This window comes from Mesorhizobium sp. WSM3868 (genome assembly GCF_002294785.1).
Classification (GTDB): Bacteria; Pseudomonadota; Alphaproteobacteria; order Rhizobiales; family Rhizobiaceae; genus Mesorhizobium.
In genome coordinates, this window is record NZ_NSGB01000004.1 from 81,212 (window position 1) to 101,465 (window position 20,254).

The 20,254-nt window shown below is 63.9% G+C and carries 16 protein-coding genes; 9 read left to right on the forward strand and 7 right to left on the reverse strand.

Going from position 1 to position 20,254, the window contains the following annotated elements; translation table 11 throughout:
• Positions 1-14: 14 nt before the first annotated feature.
• Positions 15-2,117, reverse strand: a complete 2,103-nt coding sequence (locus tag CK221_RS08665; protein ID WP_095777438.1) for a bifunctional rhamnulose-1-phosphate aldolase/short-chain dehydrogenase — start codon at positions 2,115-2,117, stop codon at positions 15-17.
• 186 nt (positions 2,118-2,303) lie between these two features.
• Here CK221_RS08665 and CK221_RS08670 point away from each other — a divergent pair, with 186 nt between their 5' ends.
• The 7 genes from CK221_RS08670 (at position 2,304) to CK221_RS08700 (ending at position 9,488) form a co-directional block, all read left to right on the forward strand.
• A complete protein-coding gene (locus tag CK221_RS08670; RefSeq protein WP_095777439.1) occupies positions 2,304-3,113 on the forward strand; it encodes a DeoR/GlpR family DNA-binding transcription regulator in 810 nt (269 codons plus the stop codon).
• Positions 3,114-3,169: 56 nt separating this feature from the next.
• Positions 3,170-4,165 carry a rhamnose ABC transporter substrate-binding protein gene (gene rhaS, locus CK221_RS08675; RefSeq protein ID WP_095777440.1) on the forward strand — a complete coding sequence of 332 codons (996 nt, stop codon included), beginning with the start codon at positions 3,170-3,172 and terminating at the stop codon, positions 4,163-4,165.
• Positions 4,166-4,284: 119 nt separating this feature from the next.
• Positions 4,285-5,841, forward strand: a complete 1,557-nt coding sequence (locus tag CK221_RS08680; protein ID WP_245418765.1) for a sugar ABC transporter ATP-binding protein — start codon at positions 4,285-4,287, stop codon at positions 5,839-5,841.
• A complete protein-coding gene (locus tag CK221_RS08685; protein ID WP_095777442.1) occupies positions 5,838-6,815 on the forward strand; it encodes an ABC transporter permease in 978 nt (325 codons plus the stop codon). The genes CK221_RS08680 and CK221_RS08685 overlap by 4 nt, the downstream gene beginning before the upstream one ends.
• Positions 6,812-7,813, forward strand: a complete 1,002-nt coding sequence (locus tag CK221_RS08690) for an ABC transporter permease (RefSeq protein WP_095777443.1) — start codon at positions 6,812-6,814, stop codon at positions 7,811-7,813. The genes CK221_RS08685 and CK221_RS08690 overlap by 4 nt, the downstream gene beginning before the upstream one ends.
• On the forward strand, positions 7,813-8,127 hold the full coding sequence (gene rhaM / locus CK221_RS08695; RefSeq protein ID WP_206520505.1) for an L-rhamnose mutarotase: 315 nt from the start codon (positions 7,813-7,815) through the stop codon (positions 8,125-8,127). The genes CK221_RS08690 and rhaM overlap by 1 nt, the downstream gene beginning before the upstream one ends.
• A complete protein-coding gene (locus tag CK221_RS08700) occupies positions 8,124-9,488 on the forward strand; it encodes an FGGY-family carbohydrate kinase (RefSeq protein WP_095777445.1) in 1,365 nt (454 codons plus the stop codon). The genes rhaM and CK221_RS08700 overlap by 4 nt, the downstream gene beginning before the upstream one ends.
• A gap of 85 nt (positions 9,489-9,573) precedes the next feature.
• Here the strand turns inward: CK221_RS08700 and CK221_RS08705 are convergent, their stop codons facing one another.
• Both CK221_RS08705 and galE read right to left on the reverse strand, forming a co-directional pair.
• Entirely contained in the window at positions 9,574-10,830 is a 1,257-nt protein-coding gene (locus tag CK221_RS08705) for a D-amino acid dehydrogenase (protein ID WP_095777446.1), read from the reverse strand.
• Positions 10,831-11,011: 181 nt separating this feature from the next.
• A complete protein-coding gene (galE, locus tag CK221_RS08710; RefSeq protein ID WP_095777447.1) occupies positions 11,012-12,007 on the reverse strand; it encodes a UDP-glucose 4-epimerase GalE in 996 nt (331 codons plus the stop codon).
• A 281-nt stretch (positions 12,008-12,288) separates the two neighbouring features.
• Here galE and hemA point away from each other — a divergent pair, with 281 nt between their 5' ends.
• Positions 12,289-13,566, forward strand: a complete 1,278-nt coding sequence (gene hemA / locus CK221_RS08715; RefSeq protein WP_066996827.1) for a 5-aminolevulinate synthase — start codon at positions 12,289-12,291, stop codon at positions 13,564-13,566.
• Between the two features lie 11 nt (positions 13,567-13,577).
• On the opposite strand, the gene CK221_RS08720 is transcribed toward hemA, so the two are convergent.
• Together CK221_RS08720 and mscL are read right to left on the reverse strand one after the other, a co-directional pair.
• On the reverse strand, positions 13,578-14,744 hold the full coding sequence (locus CK221_RS08720; RefSeq protein ID WP_095777448.1) for a pyridoxal phosphate-dependent aminotransferase: 1,167 nt from the start codon (positions 14,742-14,744) through the stop codon (positions 13,578-13,580).
• Between the two features lie 104 nt (positions 14,745-14,848).
• On the reverse strand, positions 14,849-15,271 hold the full coding sequence (gene mscL, locus CK221_RS08725) for a large conductance mechanosensitive channel protein MscL (protein ID WP_095777596.1): 423 nt from the start codon (positions 15,269-15,271) through the stop codon (positions 14,849-14,851).
• 250 nt (positions 15,272-15,521) lie between these two features.
• Here mscL and CK221_RS08730 point away from each other — a divergent pair, with 250 nt between their 5' ends.
• Complete coding sequence (locus CK221_RS08730) at positions 15,522-19,007, forward strand: PAS domain-containing hybrid sensor histidine kinase/response regulator (protein WP_095777449.1); 3,486 nt, start codon at positions 15,522-15,524, stop codon at positions 19,005-19,007.
• On the opposite strand, the gene CK221_RS08735 is transcribed toward CK221_RS08730, so the two are convergent.
• On the reverse strand, positions 19,008-19,667 hold the full coding sequence (locus CK221_RS08735) for a response regulator transcription factor (protein ID WP_095777450.1): 660 nt from the start codon (positions 19,665-19,667) through the stop codon (positions 19,008-19,010). It lies immediately after the preceding gene.
• A 121-nt stretch (positions 19,668-19,788) separates the two neighbouring features.
• Positions 19,789-20,226, reverse strand: a complete 438-nt coding sequence (locus CK221_RS08740) for a hypothetical protein (protein ID WP_066996874.1) — start codon at positions 20,224-20,226, stop codon at positions 19,789-19,791.
• Between the last annotated feature and the right edge of the window lie 28 nt (positions 20,227-20,254).

Genomic DNA, 20,254 nt, shown 5'->3' on the forward strand with positions numbered 1-20,254 from the left:
CTGGCTCTGACAATTTACCGCGTAAAGCTCTGCGCGTTGCCGGCGTCGACATTGACGATGTTGCCGGTCGACTTGGCCGACATGTCGGAAGCGAAGAAGTAGATCGCTTCGGCGATATCTTCCGGAAATACCGAGCGTTTCAGCATCGAACGCGACCGGTAGTGCTCCTCGAGATCGTCGGTCGACATCTTGTAGGCGGCGGCGCGCTGTTCCTTCCATTCGCCGGTCCAGATCTTGGAGCCGCGCAGCACGGCGTCCGGATTGACGACGTTGACCCTGATCTGCGCCTCCGCACCCTCAAGCGCGAGACAGCGCGCGAGATGGATCTCGGCCGCCTTGGCCGTGCAGTAAGCGGCGGCGTTGGGCGAAGCGGCAAGGCCGTTCTTGGAGGCGACGAAGACGACATTGCCGCCGATCTTCTGCGCGCGGAACAGCCGGAAAGCCTCGCGCGAAACGAGGAAATAGCCGGTCGACAGGATGTCCATATTCTTGTTCCACAACGCCAGCGTCGTCTCCTCGATCGGCGCCGAGGAGGCCAAGCCGGCATTGGAAACGAGAATGTCGATGCCGCCGAACTCGACCGAAGTTTCGGCAAAGCCCGACGTGACCTGATCTTCCGAGGTCACGTCGATCCGCACCGGACGGACGAAGTCTTTGCCGTAGGCTTTCGACAGCTCTTCGTGAGCGCCGGCAAGCGCGGTCTCATCGATATCGGCCAGCACGACGCAGGCGCCTTCGCGCAGCAGGCGGTTGGCGGTGGCGCGGCCGATGCCGCCGGCACCGCCGGTGACCAGGGCGATCTGTCCCGCCAGCGCCTTCGGCTTCGGCAGGCGCTGGAGCTTGGCTTCTTCCAACTGCCAGTATTCGATGTCGAAGGCCTCCTGCGCCGGCAAGCCGACATAGGACGAGACCGTCGAGGCGCCGCGCATGACGTTGATGGCGTTGACGTAGAACTCGCCGGAGATGCGCGCCGTCGCCTTGTCCCCGGCGAAGGTGAACATGCCGACGCCCGGCATCAGATAGACGACCGCGTTCGGATCGCGGATGGCGGGCGAGTCCTTATGTTTGCAGCTGTCGTAATAGGCCTGGTAGCCGACGCGATAGGCCTCAATGTCGTCGGCGAGGCGCGCGATGACGGCATCGACATCCGGCCTTGCCGGATCGAACTCGATCACCAATGGCCGGATCTTGGTGCGCAGGAAATGGTCCGGACAGGACGTGCCCAGGGCCGCCAGCGGGCGCAGGTCTTTCGAATTGACGAATTCGAGCACTGCTGGCTGGTCGTCGAAGTGGCCGAGCTTATGGCTCTTTTCCGAGATCAGGCCGCGGATTCTGGGCATGAGTTTCGCGGCAATGGCACGCCGTGCCGGCGCCTCGAGCGCCTTCACCACCTCGCCGCCGAAGATCGCCTTGCCCTGGGATTTGCGCTCGAACCAGTCGATCGCCTGATTGATCACCGAGATCGTCGTTTCGTAACATTCCTTCGGCGTGTCGCCCCAGGTGAACAGGCCGTGGCTTTCGAGAACCACCCCCTTGGCGTCGGGGTTCTCGCGGCAGAATTTCTCCAGCCACAGCCCAAGCTCGAAGCCCGGCCGCTTCCAGGGCAGCCAGCCGATGGCCTCGCCAAACACCTCTTTCGTGATCGCTCTGGAGTCCTTCGCCGCGGCTATCGCGATAATGGCATCGGGATGCATGTGGTCGACGCAACCCTTCGGCACGAAGGCATGCAGCGGCGTGTCGATGGAAGCCGCGCGCGGATTGAGGTTGAAGGTGCAGTGGGGCAGGTAGCCCACCATCTCATCCTCGTGGTCGACGCCGCGATAGAGGCTCTTCAGCGCGCGCAGCTTGTCCATGTAGAGGGTCGCGAACCCGTCGAGCTTGATCGAAGCGCTGTCGCCGCCCGAGCCCTTGACCCACAGCACCTCGACGTCCTCACCGGTCAGCGGGTCTTTCTGCCAGACCTTGGACGAGGTGTTGCCGCCGCCATAATTGGTGACGCGCTTGTCTGAACCCAGCGTGTTCGAGCGATAGACCAGAAGCTCGGGACCGCTCATCCCTTCGGCCCTTGCATCGTCCCACAGATTGGCGAGGCGCGAGCCGGAGCGCTTGTCGAGCATAGGTATCCTCCCTTGGGACGCTAAAACCGAGCAGTCCAATTTGGCTGGAATGTCTACGCAACAGGGCCTCTTGTCAATCATAAACGATCAAGATCGATCATATTGCACTGCACAATGAAAATATGTGATCGGAAATGATTGACACTGCGCGTTTTCTGGTGCCTGATAGCCAGGCAGGGAGGAACCATGCACGAAAAAGAGCGCCACAGGATCATTCTGTCCGCCGTCCAGGAAAAGCCTGTGGTGACGGTGCAGGAAATGGTCGACCTGACGGACTCCTCCGAGGCGACGATTCGGCGCGATATCGCGGCGCTGCATGTGCAAAAGCGCCTGCGCCGGGTGCGCGGCGGCGCCGAGGCGATCTCACCGCCGCAAGTCATCGGCCTTGCCGGCCGGCCCTTCTCGGTCAACGAAACGCTGAACGCCGCGCAGAAGCGGGCGATCGCCCGCGAAGCGGTGAACCTTTGCAAGGACGGCGAGCCGATCATCATCAATGGCGGCACCACGACCTTCCAGATGGTGCATTTCCTGACCGGCCGCCGCATGCCGATCTTCACCAACTCGTTCCCGATCGCCGAGCACCTGCTCAAGCACTCGAAGAACACGGTGATGCTGTCGGGCGGCACGATCTATCGCGAGCAGAACATCATCCTGTCGCCCTTCGACAACGACGTGACGCGCAATTTCTATGCGCGGCGCATGTTCATGGGCGCTCAAGGGTTGGGACCGCTCGGCCTGATGGAAGGCGACCCGCTGCTGATCCAGGCGGAGCAAAAACTGATTGACCAGGCCGACGAGCTGGTGGTGCTGGTCGATTCCTCGAAATTCCGCATGCGCTCCAGCCTGATCCTGTGCGGGCTGTCGCGCATCACGACGGTGATCACAGACGACGGCATCGACGACCGCGAAGCCAAGATGCTGGAAACCGCGGGTGTGGCGCTGATCGTCGCCCGCAAACAGTCAAGCGACAAGGAGGAATCTTCACTGCAGGCCTGAGGACAACTCGCGCCCGCAGCGGCGATGGAAATGCAACGCTCAAGGGAGGATATTCGATGAGCTTTTTGAAGAAACTGCTGGTTACGGCGGCCTTTTCCGCCGCCATGTTCGTGAATGGCGCCTATGCCGAGAACGTCAAGATCGCGCTGGTCGTGAAGTCGCTCGGCAACGGCTTCTTCGACGCCGCCAACAAGGGCGCCGAGGAAGCGGCCAAGGAACTGGGCGACGTCGACGTGATCTATACCGGTCCGACCAAAGCGACGGCGGAGGCGCAGATCGAGGTGATCAACTCGCTGATCGCGCAGAAGGTCAATGCCATCGCCGTCTCGGCCAATGACGCCGATGCGCTGGTGCCGGTGCTGAAGAAGGCGATGGATCGCGGCATCACCGTGATCTCGTGGGACTCCGGCGTCGCCAAGGAAGGCCGCCAGCTCCACCTCAACCCGTCCGACACCAATTTGATCGGCGAAACCATCATCAAGCTCGCCGCCGACTACCTGCCGGAAGGCGGCGATGTCGCCATCCTCTCGGCATCGTCGACCGCGACCAACCAGAATGCCTGGATCGAAGCGGCCAAGAAGATGCTGCCGGAGAAGTTCCCGAAGATCAAGCTGGTCGCCACCGTCTATGGCGACGACGACTCCGCCAAGAGCACCGACGAAGCCAAGGGCCTGTTGAAATCCTATCCGAACCTCAAGGCGATCATCGCGCCGACCACCGTCGGCGTCGTTGCCGCCGCGCAGGTCGTCACCGACGAGAACCTGATCGGCAAGGTCAACGTCACCGGCCTCGCGCTGCCGTCGGAGTTCAAGAAGTTCATCGACAACGGCGCCAGCCAGGCGGTCGCGCTGTGGAACCCGATCGACCTCGGCTACTCGGCGATCTATCTCGCGCATGACCTGGCGGTGAAGAAAGAAGAGGCCAAGCCCGGCGCCACGCTGTCGATCGGCCGCGTCGGCAAGGTGACGCTCGACGATACCAACTCGGCTGCGATGGCTCCGCCCTTCCAGTTCGACAAGACCAACATCGAGAAGTTCTCAAAGATCTATTGATCTGAGGAGCTTGCACCCTCCCCCTTGTGGGGAGGGTCGGCGAGGCGGTGTCGCGAAGCAAAACTGGCGAGACGGGGCGGAGGCGACGACGCTTCCATGCACCAGGACCTTAACTTGATATGCTAGACAACCCCCATCCCGCTCACTTTGTTCGCGACCCTCCCCGCGAGGGCGAGGGCAAATTGGCCCCGCGCCTGACGCTCTCAGGCATCTCCAAGAGTTTTCCGGGCGTTCGGGCGCTGCACAATGTCAGCCTGTCGCTCTATCCCGGACAGGTGACGGCGCTGATCGGCGAGAACGGCGCCGGCAAGTCGACGCTGGTCAAGATCATGACCGGCATCTACCAGCCCGACGCCGGCGAAATCAGCATCGACGGCCAGGCCACGGCGCTGCCCAGTGCCCATGCCGCGTTCGCCCACGGCATCACCGCCATCCATCAGGAGACGGTGCTGTTCGACGACCTTTCTGTCGCCGAAAACATCTTCCTAGGCCATGCGCCGCGCACCCGCTTCGGCACCATCGACTGGCGCACCATGCGCAAAAATGCGCGCGAGGTGCTGGAGACGATGCGCGCCGGCCATATCGACGCCGATGCTCGGCTGAAGGACCTTGGCATCGCCAACAAGCATCTGGTGGCTGTGGCGCGCGCCATGTCCATCGACGCGCGCATCGTCATCATGGACGAGCCGACCGCCGCACTTTCGATGAAGGAGATCGAGGAGCTTTTCCTCTTGATCGAATTCCTGAAGAGCGAAGGCAAGGCGGTGCTCTTCATCAGCCACAAGTTCGACGAGATCTACCGCATCGCCGACCGCTACACCGTCTTCCGCGACGGCGAGATGGTAGGCGAAGGCCTGCTCAAGGACACCGGCCAGAACGAGATCGTGCGTATGATGGTCGGCCGCAACGTCGACCACATCTTTCCGCAGCGCGAGCCGAAGATCGGCGCGCCGGTGCTGTCGGTCTCCGGCCTGTCGCACCCGACCGAGTTCGACGATATCGGCTTCGAATTGCGCAAGGGCGAAATCCTCGGCTTCTATGGCCTGGTCGGTGCCGGCCGCAGCGAGGTGATGCAGGCGATCGCCGGCATCACGCGCACCAGCCGCGGCACGATTTCGCTGGACGGCAACTCAATCGCGCCGAAATCGGCGGCGGATTCGATCGAGGCCGGCATCGTGTATGTGCCGGAAGAGCGCGGCAAGCAGGGTGTCGTCATCGGCCTGCCGATCTTTCAGAACGTATCGCTGCCTTCGCTTGCGCGCACCTCGAAATCCGGTGTGCTCAAGCTGGCGGAAGAATTCTCACTTGCCCGCTCCTACACCGAGCGGCTGGACCTGCGCGCCTCGTCGCTCAGCCAGGATGTCGGCACGCTTTCCGGCGGCAACCAGCAGAAAGTAGTCATCGCTAAATGGCTGGCGACGACGCCGAAGGTGATCATCCTCGACGAGCCGACCAAGGGTATCGACATCGGCTCCAAAGCCGCCGTGCACGGCTTCATGGCCGAGCTGGTGGCGCAGGGGCTATCGGTGATCATGGTCTCCTCGGAATTGCCGGAAATCCTCGGCATGTCCGACCGGGTCGTCGTCATGCGTGAAGGCCGTATCGCGGCCACCTACGACAACAAAGGCCTCGACGCCGAGACGCTGGTCAGGACCGCAGCGGGGATCGCGGCATGAAGAATTTTCTCAAATACCGCGAGATCTGGCTGCTCGCCGGCATCGTCCTGCTGATCGGGCTGATCTCGACCCGCTTCCCCGGTTTTGCCGATCCGGCCAATCTGCGCCAGGTGTTCAACGACACATCGATCCTGATGATCCTGGCGCTCGGCCAGATGGTGGTGATCCTGACGCGCTCGATCGATCTGTCGATGGCGTCCAATCTCTGCTTCACCGGCATGGCGGTGGCCATGCTCAACGCCGCCCATCCGGCGATCCCGATCCCGGTGCTGATCGTCATCGCACTGCTTGTCGGCCTCCTGCTCGGCGCCATCAACGGCATCCTGGTGTGGCGGCTGAATATCCCGTCCATCGTGGTCACGCTCGGCACGCTCACCATCTATCGCGGCGCCACCTTCGTCGTCTCCGGCGGCGCCTGGGTCAATGCCGACCAGATGAGCCCCGACTTCATCAACTTCCAGCGCGCCGCCTTCCTCGGCCTGCCGGTTCTGTCGTGGATCGCGCTTCTCGTCATTGCGCTGTTCTTTCTGGCGATGACGCGCACGCAGATCGGCCGCTCGATCTATGCCATCGGCGTCAACCCGACCGCCTCGGTCTATGCCGGCATCGATGTCGGTCGCACCAAGTTCATCGTCTTCTGCATCTCCGGCATGATCGGCGGGCTCGCCGGGTACTTATGGATCTCGCGCTACGTGATCGCCTCGGTCGAGGTCGCCAACGGCTATGAGCTCAACATCATCGCCGCCTGCGTCATCGGCGGCATTTCGATCGCCGGCGGCATCGGCTCGGTCGGCGGCGCGGTGCTCGGCGCGCTCTTCCTCGGCATCATCTCCAACGCGCTACCGGTCATCAACATCTCGCCCTTCTGGCAGATGGCGATCTCGGGCAGCGCCATCATCCTGGCCGTGGTGCTCAACGCGCGCGGCGAACGCCGGCAGGGCCGCATCATTCTCAGAAAGGCGGAAGCGGCATGACCGACACCCCTGCCCCGCGCCATATCCCCGACCGGCTCGACAAGCCGCTTTCTTCGGCGATCTTTTCCTGGGAGGCACTGCTCGTCGTCATCGCGATCCTCATCTTCGCGGTGAACAGCTTCGCCTCGCCCTATTTCCTCGACCCGTGGTCGCTCTCGGATCTGACCTTCAACTTCACCGAAAAGGGCCTGATTGCGCTCGCCATGGCGCTGCTGATCATCTCGGGCGAGATCGACCTGTCGGTTGCCGCGATCGTCGCGCTCGCTTCGACGATGATGGGCATGGCGGTGCAGGCGGGCGCCGGCACGCCGGTGCTGGTCGCGATCGGCATCGCCGTCGGGCTCGGCTGCGGCGCTTTCAACGGGCTGCTCGTCACCAGGCTCGGCCTGCCCTCCATCGTCGTCACCATCGGCACGATGAGCCTGTTTCGCGGCATCGCCTTCATCATCCTCGGCGACCAGGCCTATAAGGGATATCCGGAAAGTTTCGCCTTCTTCGGCCAGGGCTATGTCTGGTGGGTTTTCTCGTTCGAGCTGGCGTTGTTCCTTTTCGCGGCGCTCGTCTACTGGTTCGTGCTGCATCGCACGAGCTTCGGCCGGCGCGTCTTTGCCATTGGCAACAATCCGGTCGCCTGCCAGTTCTCCGGCGTGCGCGTCGACCGCATCAAATTCATCCTTTTCTGCCTCACCGGGCTGATGTCGGGCATCGCCTCGGTGCTGATCACGTCGCGGCTCGGCTCGACAAGGCCGTCGATCGCGCAGAGCTATGAGCTGGAGGCCATCACCATGGTGGTGCTGGGAGGCGTGTCGATCCTCGGCGGCGCCGGCAGCATCCTCGGCGTGGTGCTTGCCGCCTTCATGATGGGGCTGGTGACCTTCGGCCTCGGCCTGCTCAACGTGCCCGGCATCGTCATGTCGATCTTCATCGGCCTGCTGCTGATCATCGTCATTGCGCTGCCGATCGTCTGGCGGCGGCTGCGCGAAGGACGTTTCGCCTGATGGAGAAACACGCCTTCAAGATGAAGCTCAATCCCGGCATGAAGGCCGAGTACAAGCGCCGCCATGACGAGATCTGGCCTGAGCTGGCGGAGCTGCTGAGAGATGCCGGCGTCTCCGACTATTCGATCCATCTCGACGAGGAGACCAGCATCCTCTTCGGCGTGCTGTGGCGACGCGACGATCACGGCATGGCCGACCTGCCGAAACATCCTGTGATGCAGCGCTGGTGGGCGCATATGGCCGACCTCATGGAAACCAAACCCGACAATGAGCCGGTGGCGGTGCCGCTGGAAACCATGTTCCATATGGCATGATCCGCCACGTCGCCGTCATCGATATCGGCAAGACCAACGCCAAGGTGGCGCTGGTCGAGCTCACGACGCCGAGCGAGATCGCGCTGCGCCGCACCGCGAACGCGCCCGTTTGGCAGGCGCCCTACCCCTATCACGATGTCGAGGCGCTGTGGACGTTCATCCTGATCAGCCTCGCCGATATCAACCGCGAGCGGCGGATCGATGCGATCTCGATCACCACGCATGGCGCGACCGGGGCGCTGGTCGACGCCGCCGGCGAACTGGTGCTGCCGGTGCTCGACTATGAGTTCGACGGCCCCGACCAGCTTGCGGCCGACTACGACGCCGTACGCGCTCCCTTCGCCGAAACAGGCACGCCGCGGTTGCCCATCGGCCTTAATCTCGGCGCGCAATTCTTCTGGCAGCAAAAGCGCTTTCCAGTGGAATTCGCCAAGTCCGCCGCGATGCTGATGTATCCGCAATATTGGGCGCTGCGGCTGACCGGCGTCGCCGCCAACGAAGTGACATCGCTGGGCTGCCACACCGATCTGTGGAACCCCTGGACGTCCGACTATTCCTCGCTGGTCGACAGGATGGGCTGGCGTCCGCTGATGGCGCCCGTGCGTCGGGCGAAGGACAGGCTCGGATCGATCCTGCCGGCGATTGCCCGACTGACAGGGCTCGACCCCGCGACTCCCGTGTTCTGCGGCCTGCACGACTCCAACGCCTCGCTTCTGCCGCATCTGTTGTCCGATCGGCCGCCCTTCTCCGTCGTCTCGACCGGCACATGGGTGGTGTCGATGGCGGTCGGCGGCAAGAAGGTCGAGCTCGACCCGGCGCGCGACACGCTGGTCAATGTCAATGCGCTCGGCGATCCCGTGCCGTCGGCGCGCTTCATGGGTGGACGCGAGTTTTCGCTGCTGACCGAAGGCCAGCGGCAGGACTGGACCGAGGCCGATGTTGCCGCCGTGCTGGCACGAAAAGCATCGCTTCTGCCGTCAACCCAACAAGGCTCCGGGCCATTCCCTCACCGCGCCGCGCAATGGGTCAACGCCGAGGGCTTGCCCCCCGGCCAGCGCTTCACCGCAATCTCGTTCTATCTGGCGCTGATGACCGCGACCTGCCTGGAGTTGATTGGCGGCGACGGGCGGACGACGGTCGAAGGGCCCTTTGCGCGGAACCCACTTTTCATCCGCATGCTGGCAGCAGCAACGGGACGGGCTGTCATTGCGTCGGAGACGTCGACAGGGACGAGCATCGGCGCGGCACTGCTGGCGTCAGACCGCGCTACCGTCATCAGCAAAGGCGAGCGGACCGAGCCACCCGCAGATCCGGCTTGGCACGATTACGCGCGAGCGTGGCAGCGGGTCGTCGGGACGTGATCCGCGCCGTGGTATTTTGCCACAACTGACAGGTCGCGCCGACCAGCGCCGACATACGCAAGTGGCAACTTGCGGACCGAACGTCTCAGCCCGCTGTCGCGTAAAGCAACCCTTGCGGATCGATCTCGGGCTTGCGGCCGGCGACGAGGTCGGACAGGAATTTTCCCGAGCCGCAAGCCATGGTCCAGCCGAGATGGCCGTGGCCGGTGTCGAGATAGAGGTTGCGGTATTTCGCCTGACCGAAGATGGGCACGGAACTCGGCATCATCGGCCTCAGGCCTGCCCAAAGCAGCGCCTTCTTCTCGTCGAAGGCGCCCGGGAACAGGTCCTTGCCGGTTTCCAGGATGGTTCTGAAATCACGCGGCTTGAAGCTGCGATCGAAGCCTATGAATTCCGCCGTCGAGGACATCCGCAGCCGGTTGCCCAGCCTCGAATAGCCGATCAGCCGGTCCTCGTCGGCGCCGCCCATGGTCGGGCCCTTGCTCTCGTCCTCGAGCGGGACGGTCACGGTGTAGCCCTTCACCGGGTAGACGGGCAGGTCGATGCCGTAGCGGCGGCCGAACAGGCCGCTTTCGGCTCCCATCGAGATGACGACGGCGTCGCCCGCAACCGGTCCGGCCGAGGTCATCACGGCTCGCACCCGGTCGCCCTCGATGTCGAGGCCCTCGATTGTCGTGCCGAACAGGAACCTGACGCCGAGCTTCTCGGCCGCATAGGCGGCGAGCTTGTCGACGAATTGCTTGGAATCGCCGGTCTGGTCGATCGGCGAATAGATGCCGCCGGCGATCTTGTCCTTCACGCCGGCAAGGCCCGGCTCCAGCTCGGCCAAGCGGTCGCGGCCGACGATCTCGATCGGCAGGCCGCGCTCGCCGAGGTAGCGGTAATTGTCGGTGCCGGTGTCGAAGCTTTGCTGCGAGCGGAAGAAGTAGAGGATGCCTTTCTTGCGTTCGTCGTAATGGATGCCGGTCGCCTCCGAGAGCGCATTGATGCAGTCGCGCGAATAGAGCGCGAGCTTCAGCTTGACGTCGGTGTTGGCGCGCAGGCGCGCTACGGTGCACTCGCGCAGGAAGCGCAGGCTCCAGGCATAGAAATACGGATCGAGGCGCAGCCGGACCTTGATGCCGAGGTCATGGTTCCAGAGCGCGCGCAGAAAGGTCTTGAGCGCCGCCGGCGAGGCCCAGGCGGTGGCGTCGCCCGGCGAGACCAGGCCGGCGTTCGACTGGCTGGTGCCGCGCGCCGCTGCCTCATGGCGCTCGATCACCGTCACCTCATGACCGTCTTTAGCCAGATAGTAGGCGGCCGCCGTGCCAACCACGCCGGCGCCGAGCACCAAGACCTTCATGCCGTCCCTCAAGGCTCATTCAAAAAGTGCGCCTTCGGCACACCACCGCATGAGCCTGAATACCGCGTCTAAACTCGCCGGACGAGCCCTTGGCCCAACAGGTCAGTCTCATTTACGCAATTCCGGACGACGGCTACGGCGAAGTCGCCGAATCCAACCGCTACACACTTTCCTGAACTGCTCAGTTTCGAACGGAGTTCTTGGTCGTCAGGATGCGTTCCCAGGCCAGCGCATCCTTGACGATCTGGTCGAGATCGTCGCGCTGCGGGGTCCAGCCGAACTCCTTGCGGGCAAGGTCGGAATTGGCGACCACGGCGGCGGCGTCGCCCGGCCGTCGCGCACCCATGCGAACGTCGAAATCATGGCCGAAGGCGCGGCGCACGCTGTCGATCACTTCCAGCACCGAATAGCCATGGCTGTAGCCGCAATTGGCGACGAGGCTCTCCCCGCCATCGCGCAGCCGCTGCAGTGCCAACCGGTGCGCCGCCGCCAGATCGCTCACATGGATGTAGTCGCGGATGCAGGTGCCGTCCGGTGTCGGATAGTCCTTGCCGAAGACCTGCATGAATGGCCGCTTGCCGAGCGCCGTCTCGCAGGCGACCTTGATCAGATGCGTGGCGCCGGGCGTCGACTGTCCGGTGCGGCCCTTGGGGTCGGCGCCGGCGACATTGAAATAGCGCAGCGCCGTATAGCGGATGTCGTGCGCAATCGCGGCATCGCGCAGCATCCACTCGCTCATCAGCTTGGAGAGGCCGTAAGGGGATTCCGGCGCCAGCCGGGCGTCCTCGCGCACCGGCTCCAGCCCGGCGCCGCCATAGACGGCTGCGGTGGACGAGAAGATGAAGTGCGGCACGCCCTCGCGCACGGCGGTTTCGATCAGCGCGCGCGTCTTGCAGGTGTTGTTCTCGTAATAGCCGAGCGGATCGGCGACCGATTCCGGCACCACGATCGAGCCGGCGAAATGGATGATGGCGTCGACCTTGTTTTCCCGGATGATCCGGCCGACCAGATCGCGATCGGCGACGTCGCCGACGACGAGCTTCGCCTCGGGCGCCACCGCCCATTCGAAGCCGGTGGAAAGCCTGTCGAGCACGACGACACTTTCGCCGGCGTCCAAAAGCTCCCAGACCATGTGGCTGCCGATATAGCCGGCACCGCCCGTCACCAAAACCGTCATCGCTTACCTCGCTGATCAAGATTTATCGGAAACTGTCTCAACAGCCGCCGTGCTGGAAACCCCGCCGTAAGCCCATTAGCCTCCCATTTTAGTGTTAAGTCTGTAACAGTTCCGCCTGCCCGAGGCATCGTACCGAAACAAAGCTGGTTCACATCCCCGGGAATAGGCCATGATCCGGCATCGTTAGGAACAGGCGCGGGGCGTGGCATTTTGACCGGTGCGGCGCGGTGGACGTAACATAGGCCCGTGACTATGATCCGGCGCAAAATTGGGAAGCCGACATGAACTACCAGCGGTTCTTCGAAGACGCGATCGACCAGCTCCATGCCGAGCGGCGCTACCGCGTTTTCGCCGACCTCGAGCGCATCGTGGGCAAGTTCCCGCGCGCCATCTGGCGCTCCAACGGTCGCGCCCAGGAAATCACCGTCTGGTGCTCCAACGACTATCTCGGCATGGGCCAGAATCCGGACGTCATCGCCGCCTTCCAGAACGCGGCGGGCCGGATGGGCTCGGGCGCCGGCGGCACCCGCAACATTTCTGGCACGTCCAACCCGCTGGTCGAGCTGGAGCATGAGCTCGCCGACCTGCACGACAAGGAGGCGGCGCTGGTCTTCACCTCCGGTTTCGTTTCCAACGAAGCCTCGATTTCGACCATCGCCAGGCTCTTGCCCAACTGCCTGATCATCTCGGACGAGTTGAACCACGCCTCGATGATCGAGGGCGTGCGCCGCTCCGGGGCCGAAAAGAAGATTTTTCGCCACAACGACGTTGCGCATCTGGAAAGCCTGCTGCAGGCGGCAGGACGCGAGCGCGCCAAGCTGATCGTCTTCGAAAGCGTCTATTCGATGGACGGCGACATCGCGCCGATCAAGCAGATCGTCGAGCTCGCCGAGCGCTACAACGCCATGACCTATATCGACGAGGTGCATGCTGTTGGCATGTACGGTGCGCGCGGCGGCGGCATCACCGAGCGCGAGGGTCTTGCCGACCGCATCGACATCATCGAGGGGACGCTGGCCAAGGCCTTCGGCACGCTGGGCGGCTACATCACCGGCACGAGCGCTGTGATCGACGCGGTGCGCTCCTATGCGCCGGGCTTCATCTTCACCACCGCGCTGCCGCCCGCGATCGCGGCGGCCGCCACCACCTCGATCAGGCATTTGAAGCGCTCGCAGGCCGAGCGCGACGCCCAGCAGCGCCAGGCCGCGCGGGCCAAGCAGGTGCTTGCCGCGGCCGGGCTGCCGGTGATGGAATCGGCCACCCATATCGTGCCGGTGCTGGTCGGCGATCCCGAGCTTTGCAAGATGGCGAGCGACCGCCTGCTTGGCGTCCACGGCATCTACATCCAGCCGATCAATTATCCGACGGTGCCGCGCGGCACCGAACGGCTGCGCATCACGCCCACCCCGTTCCATTCGGACGCGCTGATCGCCGAACTGCAGGACGCGCTGGTCGAGACCTGGGACGCGCTCGGCATCCCCTATGCCGCCTCCGGCCGCCCGGCCGTCGCCAAGAGCGACCGGATTATTCCACTCCTGGTGCCGAAATCAGGCGGCTGAAGCCGCCCGTCTCAGACCGTCTTCATCCATTTCGCCAGGCGATTTGCCGCTTCCTCAAGCTGATCGAGGCGGCGGTGGAAGCATAGTCTGAGGAAAGCCTCTCCGCCGGGGCCGAAGGCCGTGCCGGGCGCCAGGCCGACATTGGCGTTGTCGACGATGTCGAAGGCGGCGGCGCGGGAATCGGTGATGCCGTCGACGGTGAAGAACAGGTAGAACGCACCTTGCGGCACGGTGAAGCGCGCCTTGCCGGTGGCACCCAGGATGTCGCAGACCAGATCGCGCGCCGCACGTGCCCGCTCCACCTGCTCGACGATAAAGCCGTCACCCTTGTCGAGGGCCGCAACCGCGCCGCGCTGCATGAACTGGGCGACGCCCGAGGTCGAATACTGAATCAGGTTCTCGAACACCTGCTGCAGCGCCGGATGCGTCTTGATCCAGCCGACTCGCCAGCCGGTCATCGCCCAGTTCTTGGAGAAGCTGTTGACGAACAGGATGCGGTCTTCCGCCGTTGCGATATCGAGGAAAGACGGCGCGCGGCCGTGGCCATAGTGGAACAGCGCATAGATCTCGTCGGCGATGATCCAAAGCTTCTTCGTGCGGGCCAGATCGAGGATCGCTTGAAGCGTTTCCTTGTCGGCTGTCCAGCCGGTCGGATTCGAGGGGGTATTGATGAACAGCGCCTTGGTACGCGGCGTGATGGCGGCTGCGATCTTGTCGACATCGCAGGACCAGCCATTGCCGGACTGGTCGAGCGTGACCGGCACGGGAACAGCGCCGGCAACACCGGCGGCGGCAGCGAAATTCGGCCACGCCGGCGAAAGATAGACGACCTCGTCGCCGCTGCCGGCGATCGCGTCGATGGCCAGTTGAATGGCATGCATGCCCGAGCCGGTGACGATGAATTCTTCCTCGGCGAAGCGCTGGCCGAAATGCCTGGCATAGTAGCGGGCGAGCGCCTGCCTAAGCTCGGGAATGCCCTTCTGCCAGGTGTAGAAGGTCTCGCCATTGGCGAGGCCGCCTGCGGCGGCATCGCTGATGAAGGAAGGCGTCGGCAGGTCGCCCTCTCCGGCCCAGAGCGGAATAAGGCCTTCGTGCAAGCGGCCGTGATTGACGACGGCGACAATGCCGCTTTCGGGGGCAGCACGGGCTTCGGCGCGCAAGGTCTCAATCAGGGTCATGGACAAATCCGTGCTCGTTTTGCTGCGCTCTTACCAGATCACTGAACAGAAAACCCCAGCCGCAAGCGGCCGGGGTTTTGGTCCAGCGAAGAGCGTTGGATGCGTTATTTCCTGGCGAGCAGGTCGCGGATTTCGGTCAGAAGCTGGACATCCGCCGGCGGCGGCGCCGCGGCAGGCGCGGGCTTCTCTCGCTCCAGCCGCCTGCGCAGATTGTTCACCGCCTTGACCATCAGGAAAATGATGAAGGCGAGGATCAGAAAATTCAGCACGACGGTGATGAAGCTGCCATAGGCGAAAACGGCTCCCTCTTTCTTGGCTTCGGCCAGCGTGGCCGAGTGCACATTGGAGGACAGCCCAAAGAAGTAATTGTTGAAGTCAAGCCCGCCGAAAATCGCGCCGATGATCGGCATGATGATGTCGTTGACCAGCGAATCGACGATCTTGCCGAAGGCGGCGCCGATGATGACGGCGACGGCCAAGTCCATCACATTGCCCTTGGAGATGAATTCCTGGAATTCTTTCAGCATCCGACCCTCCTTGCCATGACGGGCCGCGCTGCCGCCCCGGCTCTCCGGCACCGACCCCGAAGCCACAATAACAAAAACCCCCAGTTGCAAAACCGGAAAAAGGGCGGAGCCGCCGGTTTGTGCCTAACTGGTTCGCGCTTCTGGGCGTCACCAAGCACCTATGCGCCGAAAGCCGCGGTGGACTTGGCGTCAAAGCTGTGGTTGCGTTTGATAACCGGACGAGCAGCCGGTCAGGAAGGAAGTTCGAACCGTGCAAGGCTGGTTCGTCGTCATCATCGCGATCGCCTATGTGACGCTGCTTTTTGCCATCGCCAGCGTCGGCGACCGGCGCTCCGTGGCAGCCGGACTCGGCCGCGCACGGCCCTCCATTTATGCGCTCAGCCTCGCCATCTACTGCACCTCCTGGACCTTCTTCGGCTCGGTCGGGCTCTCCTCCGAGCGGGGTCTCGAATTCCTCGGCATCTACACCGGCCCGGTGCTGGTCTTCGTGTTCGGCTTCCCGCTGCTCAACCGCATCGTCCGGCTGGCAAAGAGCGAAAAGATCACCTCGATTGCGGACTTTCTCGGCGCCCGCTACGGCAAGAGTTTTGCCGTCGCGGCGATCGCCACGCTGATCGCCACGGTCGGCGCCGTGCCCTACATCGCGCTGCAGCTCAAGGCGATCTCCGGCTCGGTCAGCCTGATGATCGAGCACTATACGGGATCGCCGCCCTCCTTTGATCCTTTTGTAAGCGACATCTCGCTGGTGGTGGCGATGCTGCTGGCGCTGTTTGCGGTCCTGTTCGGCACCCGCCACGCCGACGCCACCGAGCACCAGGACGGGCTGGTGCTGGCGGTCGCGGTCGAGACGGTGGTCAAGCTCGCAGCCTTCCTCGCCATCGGCCTTATGGTCACCTTTCTCATCTTCGGCGGCCCCGGCGACATGCTGGCGACGCTCGGGGCGAATGCCGAGGTGCGCCAGGCGATGGGCTACAACACGTCCTTGGTCACCTGGCTGGTGCTGACGACCTTGAGCGGCTTCGCCATCCTGATGCTGCCGCGCCAATTCTACGTCACCATCGTCGAGAATCGCAGCGAGGCCGAGCTGCGCACCGCGACCTGGGTGTTTCCGCTCTATCTCGTGGCGATCAACCTGTTCGTCCTGCCGATCGCCTTTGCCGGGCTGTCGCTGGTCGGCGCAAGGACCAGCAGCGACCTCTACGTCCTGTCGCTGCCGCTATTCAGCGGCCACGACGTGCTGGCGATGATCGCTTTCATCGGCGGCCTGTCGGCGGCCACCGCCATGGTCATCGTCGAGAGCGTGGCGCTGTCGATCATGATCTCCAACGACCTCGTCATCCCGCTGTTCGTGCGTCGATTGCTCAAGACCACTTCTTCGGAGAACGAAGACTGGTCGACGCTGATCCTGAACGTTCGGCGAGCGTCGATCTTCATCATGCTGTTCATCGCCTTCCTCTACTATCGCGAGAGCACCAACAGCGCGCGGCTGTCCTCGATAGGGCTGATGTCCTTCGCAGCGATCGCGCAATTCGCGCCCGCCCTGATCGGCGGGCTGATCTGGCGCCGCGCCAATGGCCGAGGCGCCGCCCTCGGCATGGTCGCCGGCATCGCGGTCTGGGGTTACACGCTGCTGCTCCCTTCCCTCGTCGGTCCCGGCTCCGACTTTGTCGTCCATGGACTGTTCGGCTTCGAGGCGCTGAGACCCCAGGCGCTGTTCGGCACCGTCGGCGAGCCGCTGAACCACGGCGTGCTGTGGAGCCTGTCAGTCAACACGCTGTTCTTCGTGATGGGTTCGCTGTCCCGCGCATCGGTGCCACTGGAGCGTATCCAGGCGGCGATCTTCGTGCCGCGCGAGGCGGGGCCGATGCCAAGCCTGCGCCGCTTCCGCACCGCCGTCACGGTCAACGACCTCAAGGACACGATTTCCCGCTATCTCGGCGTCGAGCGCACCGAGCGCTCCTTCCAGTCCTTCGAGAAGAACGCGAACGTCTCCCTGCACGGCAAGGAACAGGCCAGCATGGACGTCATCCGTTTCTCGGAGCAGTTGCTGGCGAGCGCCGTGGGCTCGTCGTCGGCGCGGCTTATCCTGTCGCTGCTGTTCCGCCGCAACGACCGCGACTCCAAGGACGCCTTCCGGCTGCTCGACGACGCCACCGAGGCGCTGCAGCACAACCGCGACCTGCTGCAGATCGCGCTCGACCAGATGGAGCAGGGCATCACCGTCTTCGACCGGGATTTGCGGCTGATCTGCTGGAACCGGCAATACAGGGCGCTGTTCGATCTGCCTGACGAGATGGGCCAAGTGGGCGTGTCGCTCGACCAGATCCTGCGGCATCTGGCCGAGCGCGGCGATATCGCCGCCGACCAGCGGGTTACGATGCTCAACCGGCTGACCAGCTTCGTCGGTCCTTGGCAGATGGAGCTCAGGACCAGCGGCCGCATCCTGGAGCTGCGTTCCAACCCGATGCCCGACGGCGGCATCGTCGCCACCTATGCCGACATTTCCGGCCGCGTCGAGCAGGACCTGGCGCTGAAGCGGGCCAATGAATCGCTGGAGCAGCGGGTCAGGAGCCGCACCGCCGAGCTCACCCGCGTCAACGAGGAGCTGGCGCAGGCGCAGATGCTTGCCGAGGAAGCCAATCTCAGCAAGACGCGCTTCCTCGCCTCCGCGGGCCACGACATCCTGCAGCCGCTCAACGCCGCCAGGCTCTATTGCTCCTCGCTGATCGAGAAGGCCGGCAAGGGGCCGGCCGGCAGGGCCGCGACCAACATCGAATCCTCACTGGAATCGGTCGAGACCATCCTCGGCGCGGTGCTCGACATATCGCGGCTCGACGCCGGCGCGTTGAAGCCCGAGGACACCGCCTTCAGCCTCGGCGGGCTGCTTGGCCAGATCGGCAACGATTTTCGCCCGCTCGCCGCCGAAAAGAAGCTCGGCCTGAAAATCATGCCGTCGTCGCTCGGCGTGATGACCGACCGCAATTTGCTTCGCCGGCTGATCCAGAACCTCGTTTCCAATGCGATCAAATACACGCGCGAAGGCCGCATATTGGTCGGGGTGAGAAGGCGCGGCGAGCTGGCCGAGATCCAGGTGATCGACACCGGCATCGGCATTGCCGCCGACAAGCTGAACACCGTCTTCCACGAATTCACCCGGTTGGACGAGGGCGCTCGCGAGGCCGAAGGCCTTGGCCTTGGCCTTTCCATCGTCGACCGCATCGCCAGGGTTCTCAGGCTCGAAATCCGCATCTTCTCCAATCCCGGCAAGGGCACGCGTTTTTCCGTCATCCTGCCGGTCGCCGCGATCGCGGCGCCGCCGCGCGAGACGGGAAAGGCGCCCGCGCGCGCGCCATCCTCACTTGCCGGACTCAATGTGCTGTGCATCGACAATGACGCGCGAATCCTCGACGGCATGCGACTGCTGCTCGAAGGCTGGGGCTGCAGCGTCGAGACCGCTTCGGGATCGCAGGATCTGATGCACCCGGGTGCGGCAAGGCCGGATGTGGTGCTCGCCGACTATCATCTCGACGGCGGCACCGGGCTCGACGCCATCGCCAGGCTGCGCGCCGCCTACGGCAAGGACCTGCCCTGCGTGCTGGTCACCGCAGACCGCTCCAGCGAGGTGCGCACTGCTGCTGGTCTGCTCGATGTGCCGGTGATCAACAAGCCGCTGAAGCCTGCCGTGCTGCGCTCGATGATGGCGCGCGTCAGGGCGCTGGCGCCCGCGGCGGAATGATCAGCTCACCGGCTGCAGCGGGTCGCCGCCGATCTTGGAAAGCTGGATGACCGCCTGGGTGCGGCTGTCGACGCCGAGCTTCTGCAATATAGCCGAGACATGCGCCTTGATGGTGGCTTCGGAGACGCCGAGCTCATAGGCGATCTGCTTGTTGAGCAGGCCTTCGGCCAACATGCCGAGCACCCTCGTCTGCTGCGGCGTCAGCGCCTGCAGGTGCTTGATCAGATCGGAAATCTCCGGGTCGCGCTCGACGCCGAGCTCGATGCCGGCGGGTGCTGCGATATCGCCGGCAAGCACAGTCAGGACGGCGCTGCGTATCTCCTCCATGCTTGCCGATTTGGAGATGAAGCCGGACGCGCCGAGATCGAGCGCGCGGCGGATGGTGGCTGGATCGTCATGAGCCGACACCACCACCAGCGGCACCGAGGCATGGATGCCGCGCAGCGAGATCAGTCCGGACAGGCCGCTGGCGCCGGGCATCGACAGGTCGAGCAGCACCATGTCGATGTCTTCATTGGCGACGACCAGCGCCTTGGCGCTTTCGAAATCGCCGGCCTCATGGATGGCGGCAACGTCGCCTATGCCGGCCAGCGCTTCCTTTAGCGCGCCGCGAAACAGCGGATGGTCGTCGGCAATGACGAAAGTGTGGCCCGACGGCAAATACTCCTCCCCGTCCCATTTGCTGATTTATGTGCTTTCTTACGGGATCGGAACGATTATGCGGCGGCGCGGCGCGTTTTCAAGCAGCAAAGGCCGCGCGCGCGGGCTTTTTCCCGGGAGCTCAGGTCTTTTGCGGGCTGGGCTTCGTGCCACCGTCGCCTTCTTGCCTGTCGATGTCCTTGACGATATCCATGAAGCTGCGGAAGAAGCGCTCCATGTAGCTCATCGTCTTGTTGAAATCCTCCTCGCTCGGCAGTTGGGACTCCAGCCGGGCCGAGAGCGAGTTCTCAAGCTTCGCGACGCGCTCGTCGAGTGCCTTCACCGTGCTCTGCAGCCGGTCGATCTCGTCCTGGAAGGCGGAGCGCTCGTCGGCGGCCAACTTGCAGACGAGCTGGCCGGAGCGCTCCTCGCAGATCGACATGGCGCCGGTCTGGGTGTCCATGCGGACATAGCCGTTTGCGGACTTTTCGAGCCGATAGCGGTCCGTCTCCTCGGAATAGGCCGATGCGGCGACCAGCGAGCAAAGCGCCGCCGGGATTAGAATGTGCTGCAGACGCATGTTATCCTCCATGAGCCGTTGTGCGAAC

Excerpts from the sequence above, each read along its gene's own strand:
- CK221_RS08670 (WP_095777439.1), top strand. The coding sequence starts at position 2,304 with ATGCACGAAAAAGAGCGCCACAGGATCATTCTGTCCGCCGTCCAGGAA.
- CK221_RS08665 (WP_095777438.1), bottom strand. The coding sequence starts at position 2,117 with ATGCTCGACAAGCGCTCCGGCTCGCGCCTCGCCAATCTGTGGGACGAT.
- CK221_RS08705 (WP_095777446.1), bottom strand. The coding sequence starts at position 10,830 with ATGAAGGTCTTGGTGCTCGGCGCCGGCGTGGTTGGCACGGCGGCCGCC.
- galE (WP_095777447.1), bottom strand. The coding sequence starts at position 12,007 with ATGACGGTTTTGGTGACGGGCGGTGCCGGCTATATCGGCAGCCACATG.
- rhaS (WP_095777440.1), top strand. The coding sequence starts at position 3,170 with ATGAGCTTTTTGAAGAAACTGCTGGTTACGGCGGCCTTTTCCGCCGCC.
- CK221_RS08740 (WP_066996874.1), bottom strand. The coding sequence starts at position 20,226 with ATGCGTCTGCAGCACATTCTAATCCCGGCGGCGCTTTGCTCGCTGGTC.
- CK221_RS08690 (WP_095777443.1), top strand. The coding sequence starts at position 6,812 with ATGACCGACACCCCTGCCCCGCGCCATATCCCCGACCGGCTCGACAAG.
- CK221_RS08685 (WP_095777442.1), top strand. The coding sequence starts at position 5,838 with ATGAAGAATTTTCTCAAATACCGCGAGATCTGGCTGCTCGCCGGCATC.
- mscL (WP_095777596.1), bottom strand. The coding sequence starts at position 15,271 with ATGCTGAAAGAATTCCAGGAATTCATCTCCAAGGGCAATGTGATGGAC.
- rhaM (WP_206520505.1), top strand. The coding sequence starts at position 7,813 with ATGGAGAAACACGCCTTCAAGATGAAGCTCAATCCCGGCATGAAGGCC.
- CK221_RS08700 (WP_095777445.1), top strand. The coding sequence starts at position 8,124 with ATGATCCGCCACGTCGCCGTCATCGATATCGGCAAGACCAACGCCAAG.
- CK221_RS08680 (WP_245418765.1), top strand. The coding sequence starts at position 4,285 with ATGCTAGACAACCCCCATCCCGCTCACTTTGTTCGCGACCCTCCCCGC.
- hemA (WP_066996827.1), top strand. The coding sequence starts at position 12,289 with ATGAACTACCAGCGGTTCTTCGAAGACGCGATCGACCAGCTCCATGCC.
- CK221_RS08720 (WP_095777448.1), bottom strand. The coding sequence starts at position 14,744 with ATGACCCTGATTGAGACCTTGCGCGCCGAAGCCCGTGCTGCCCCCGAA.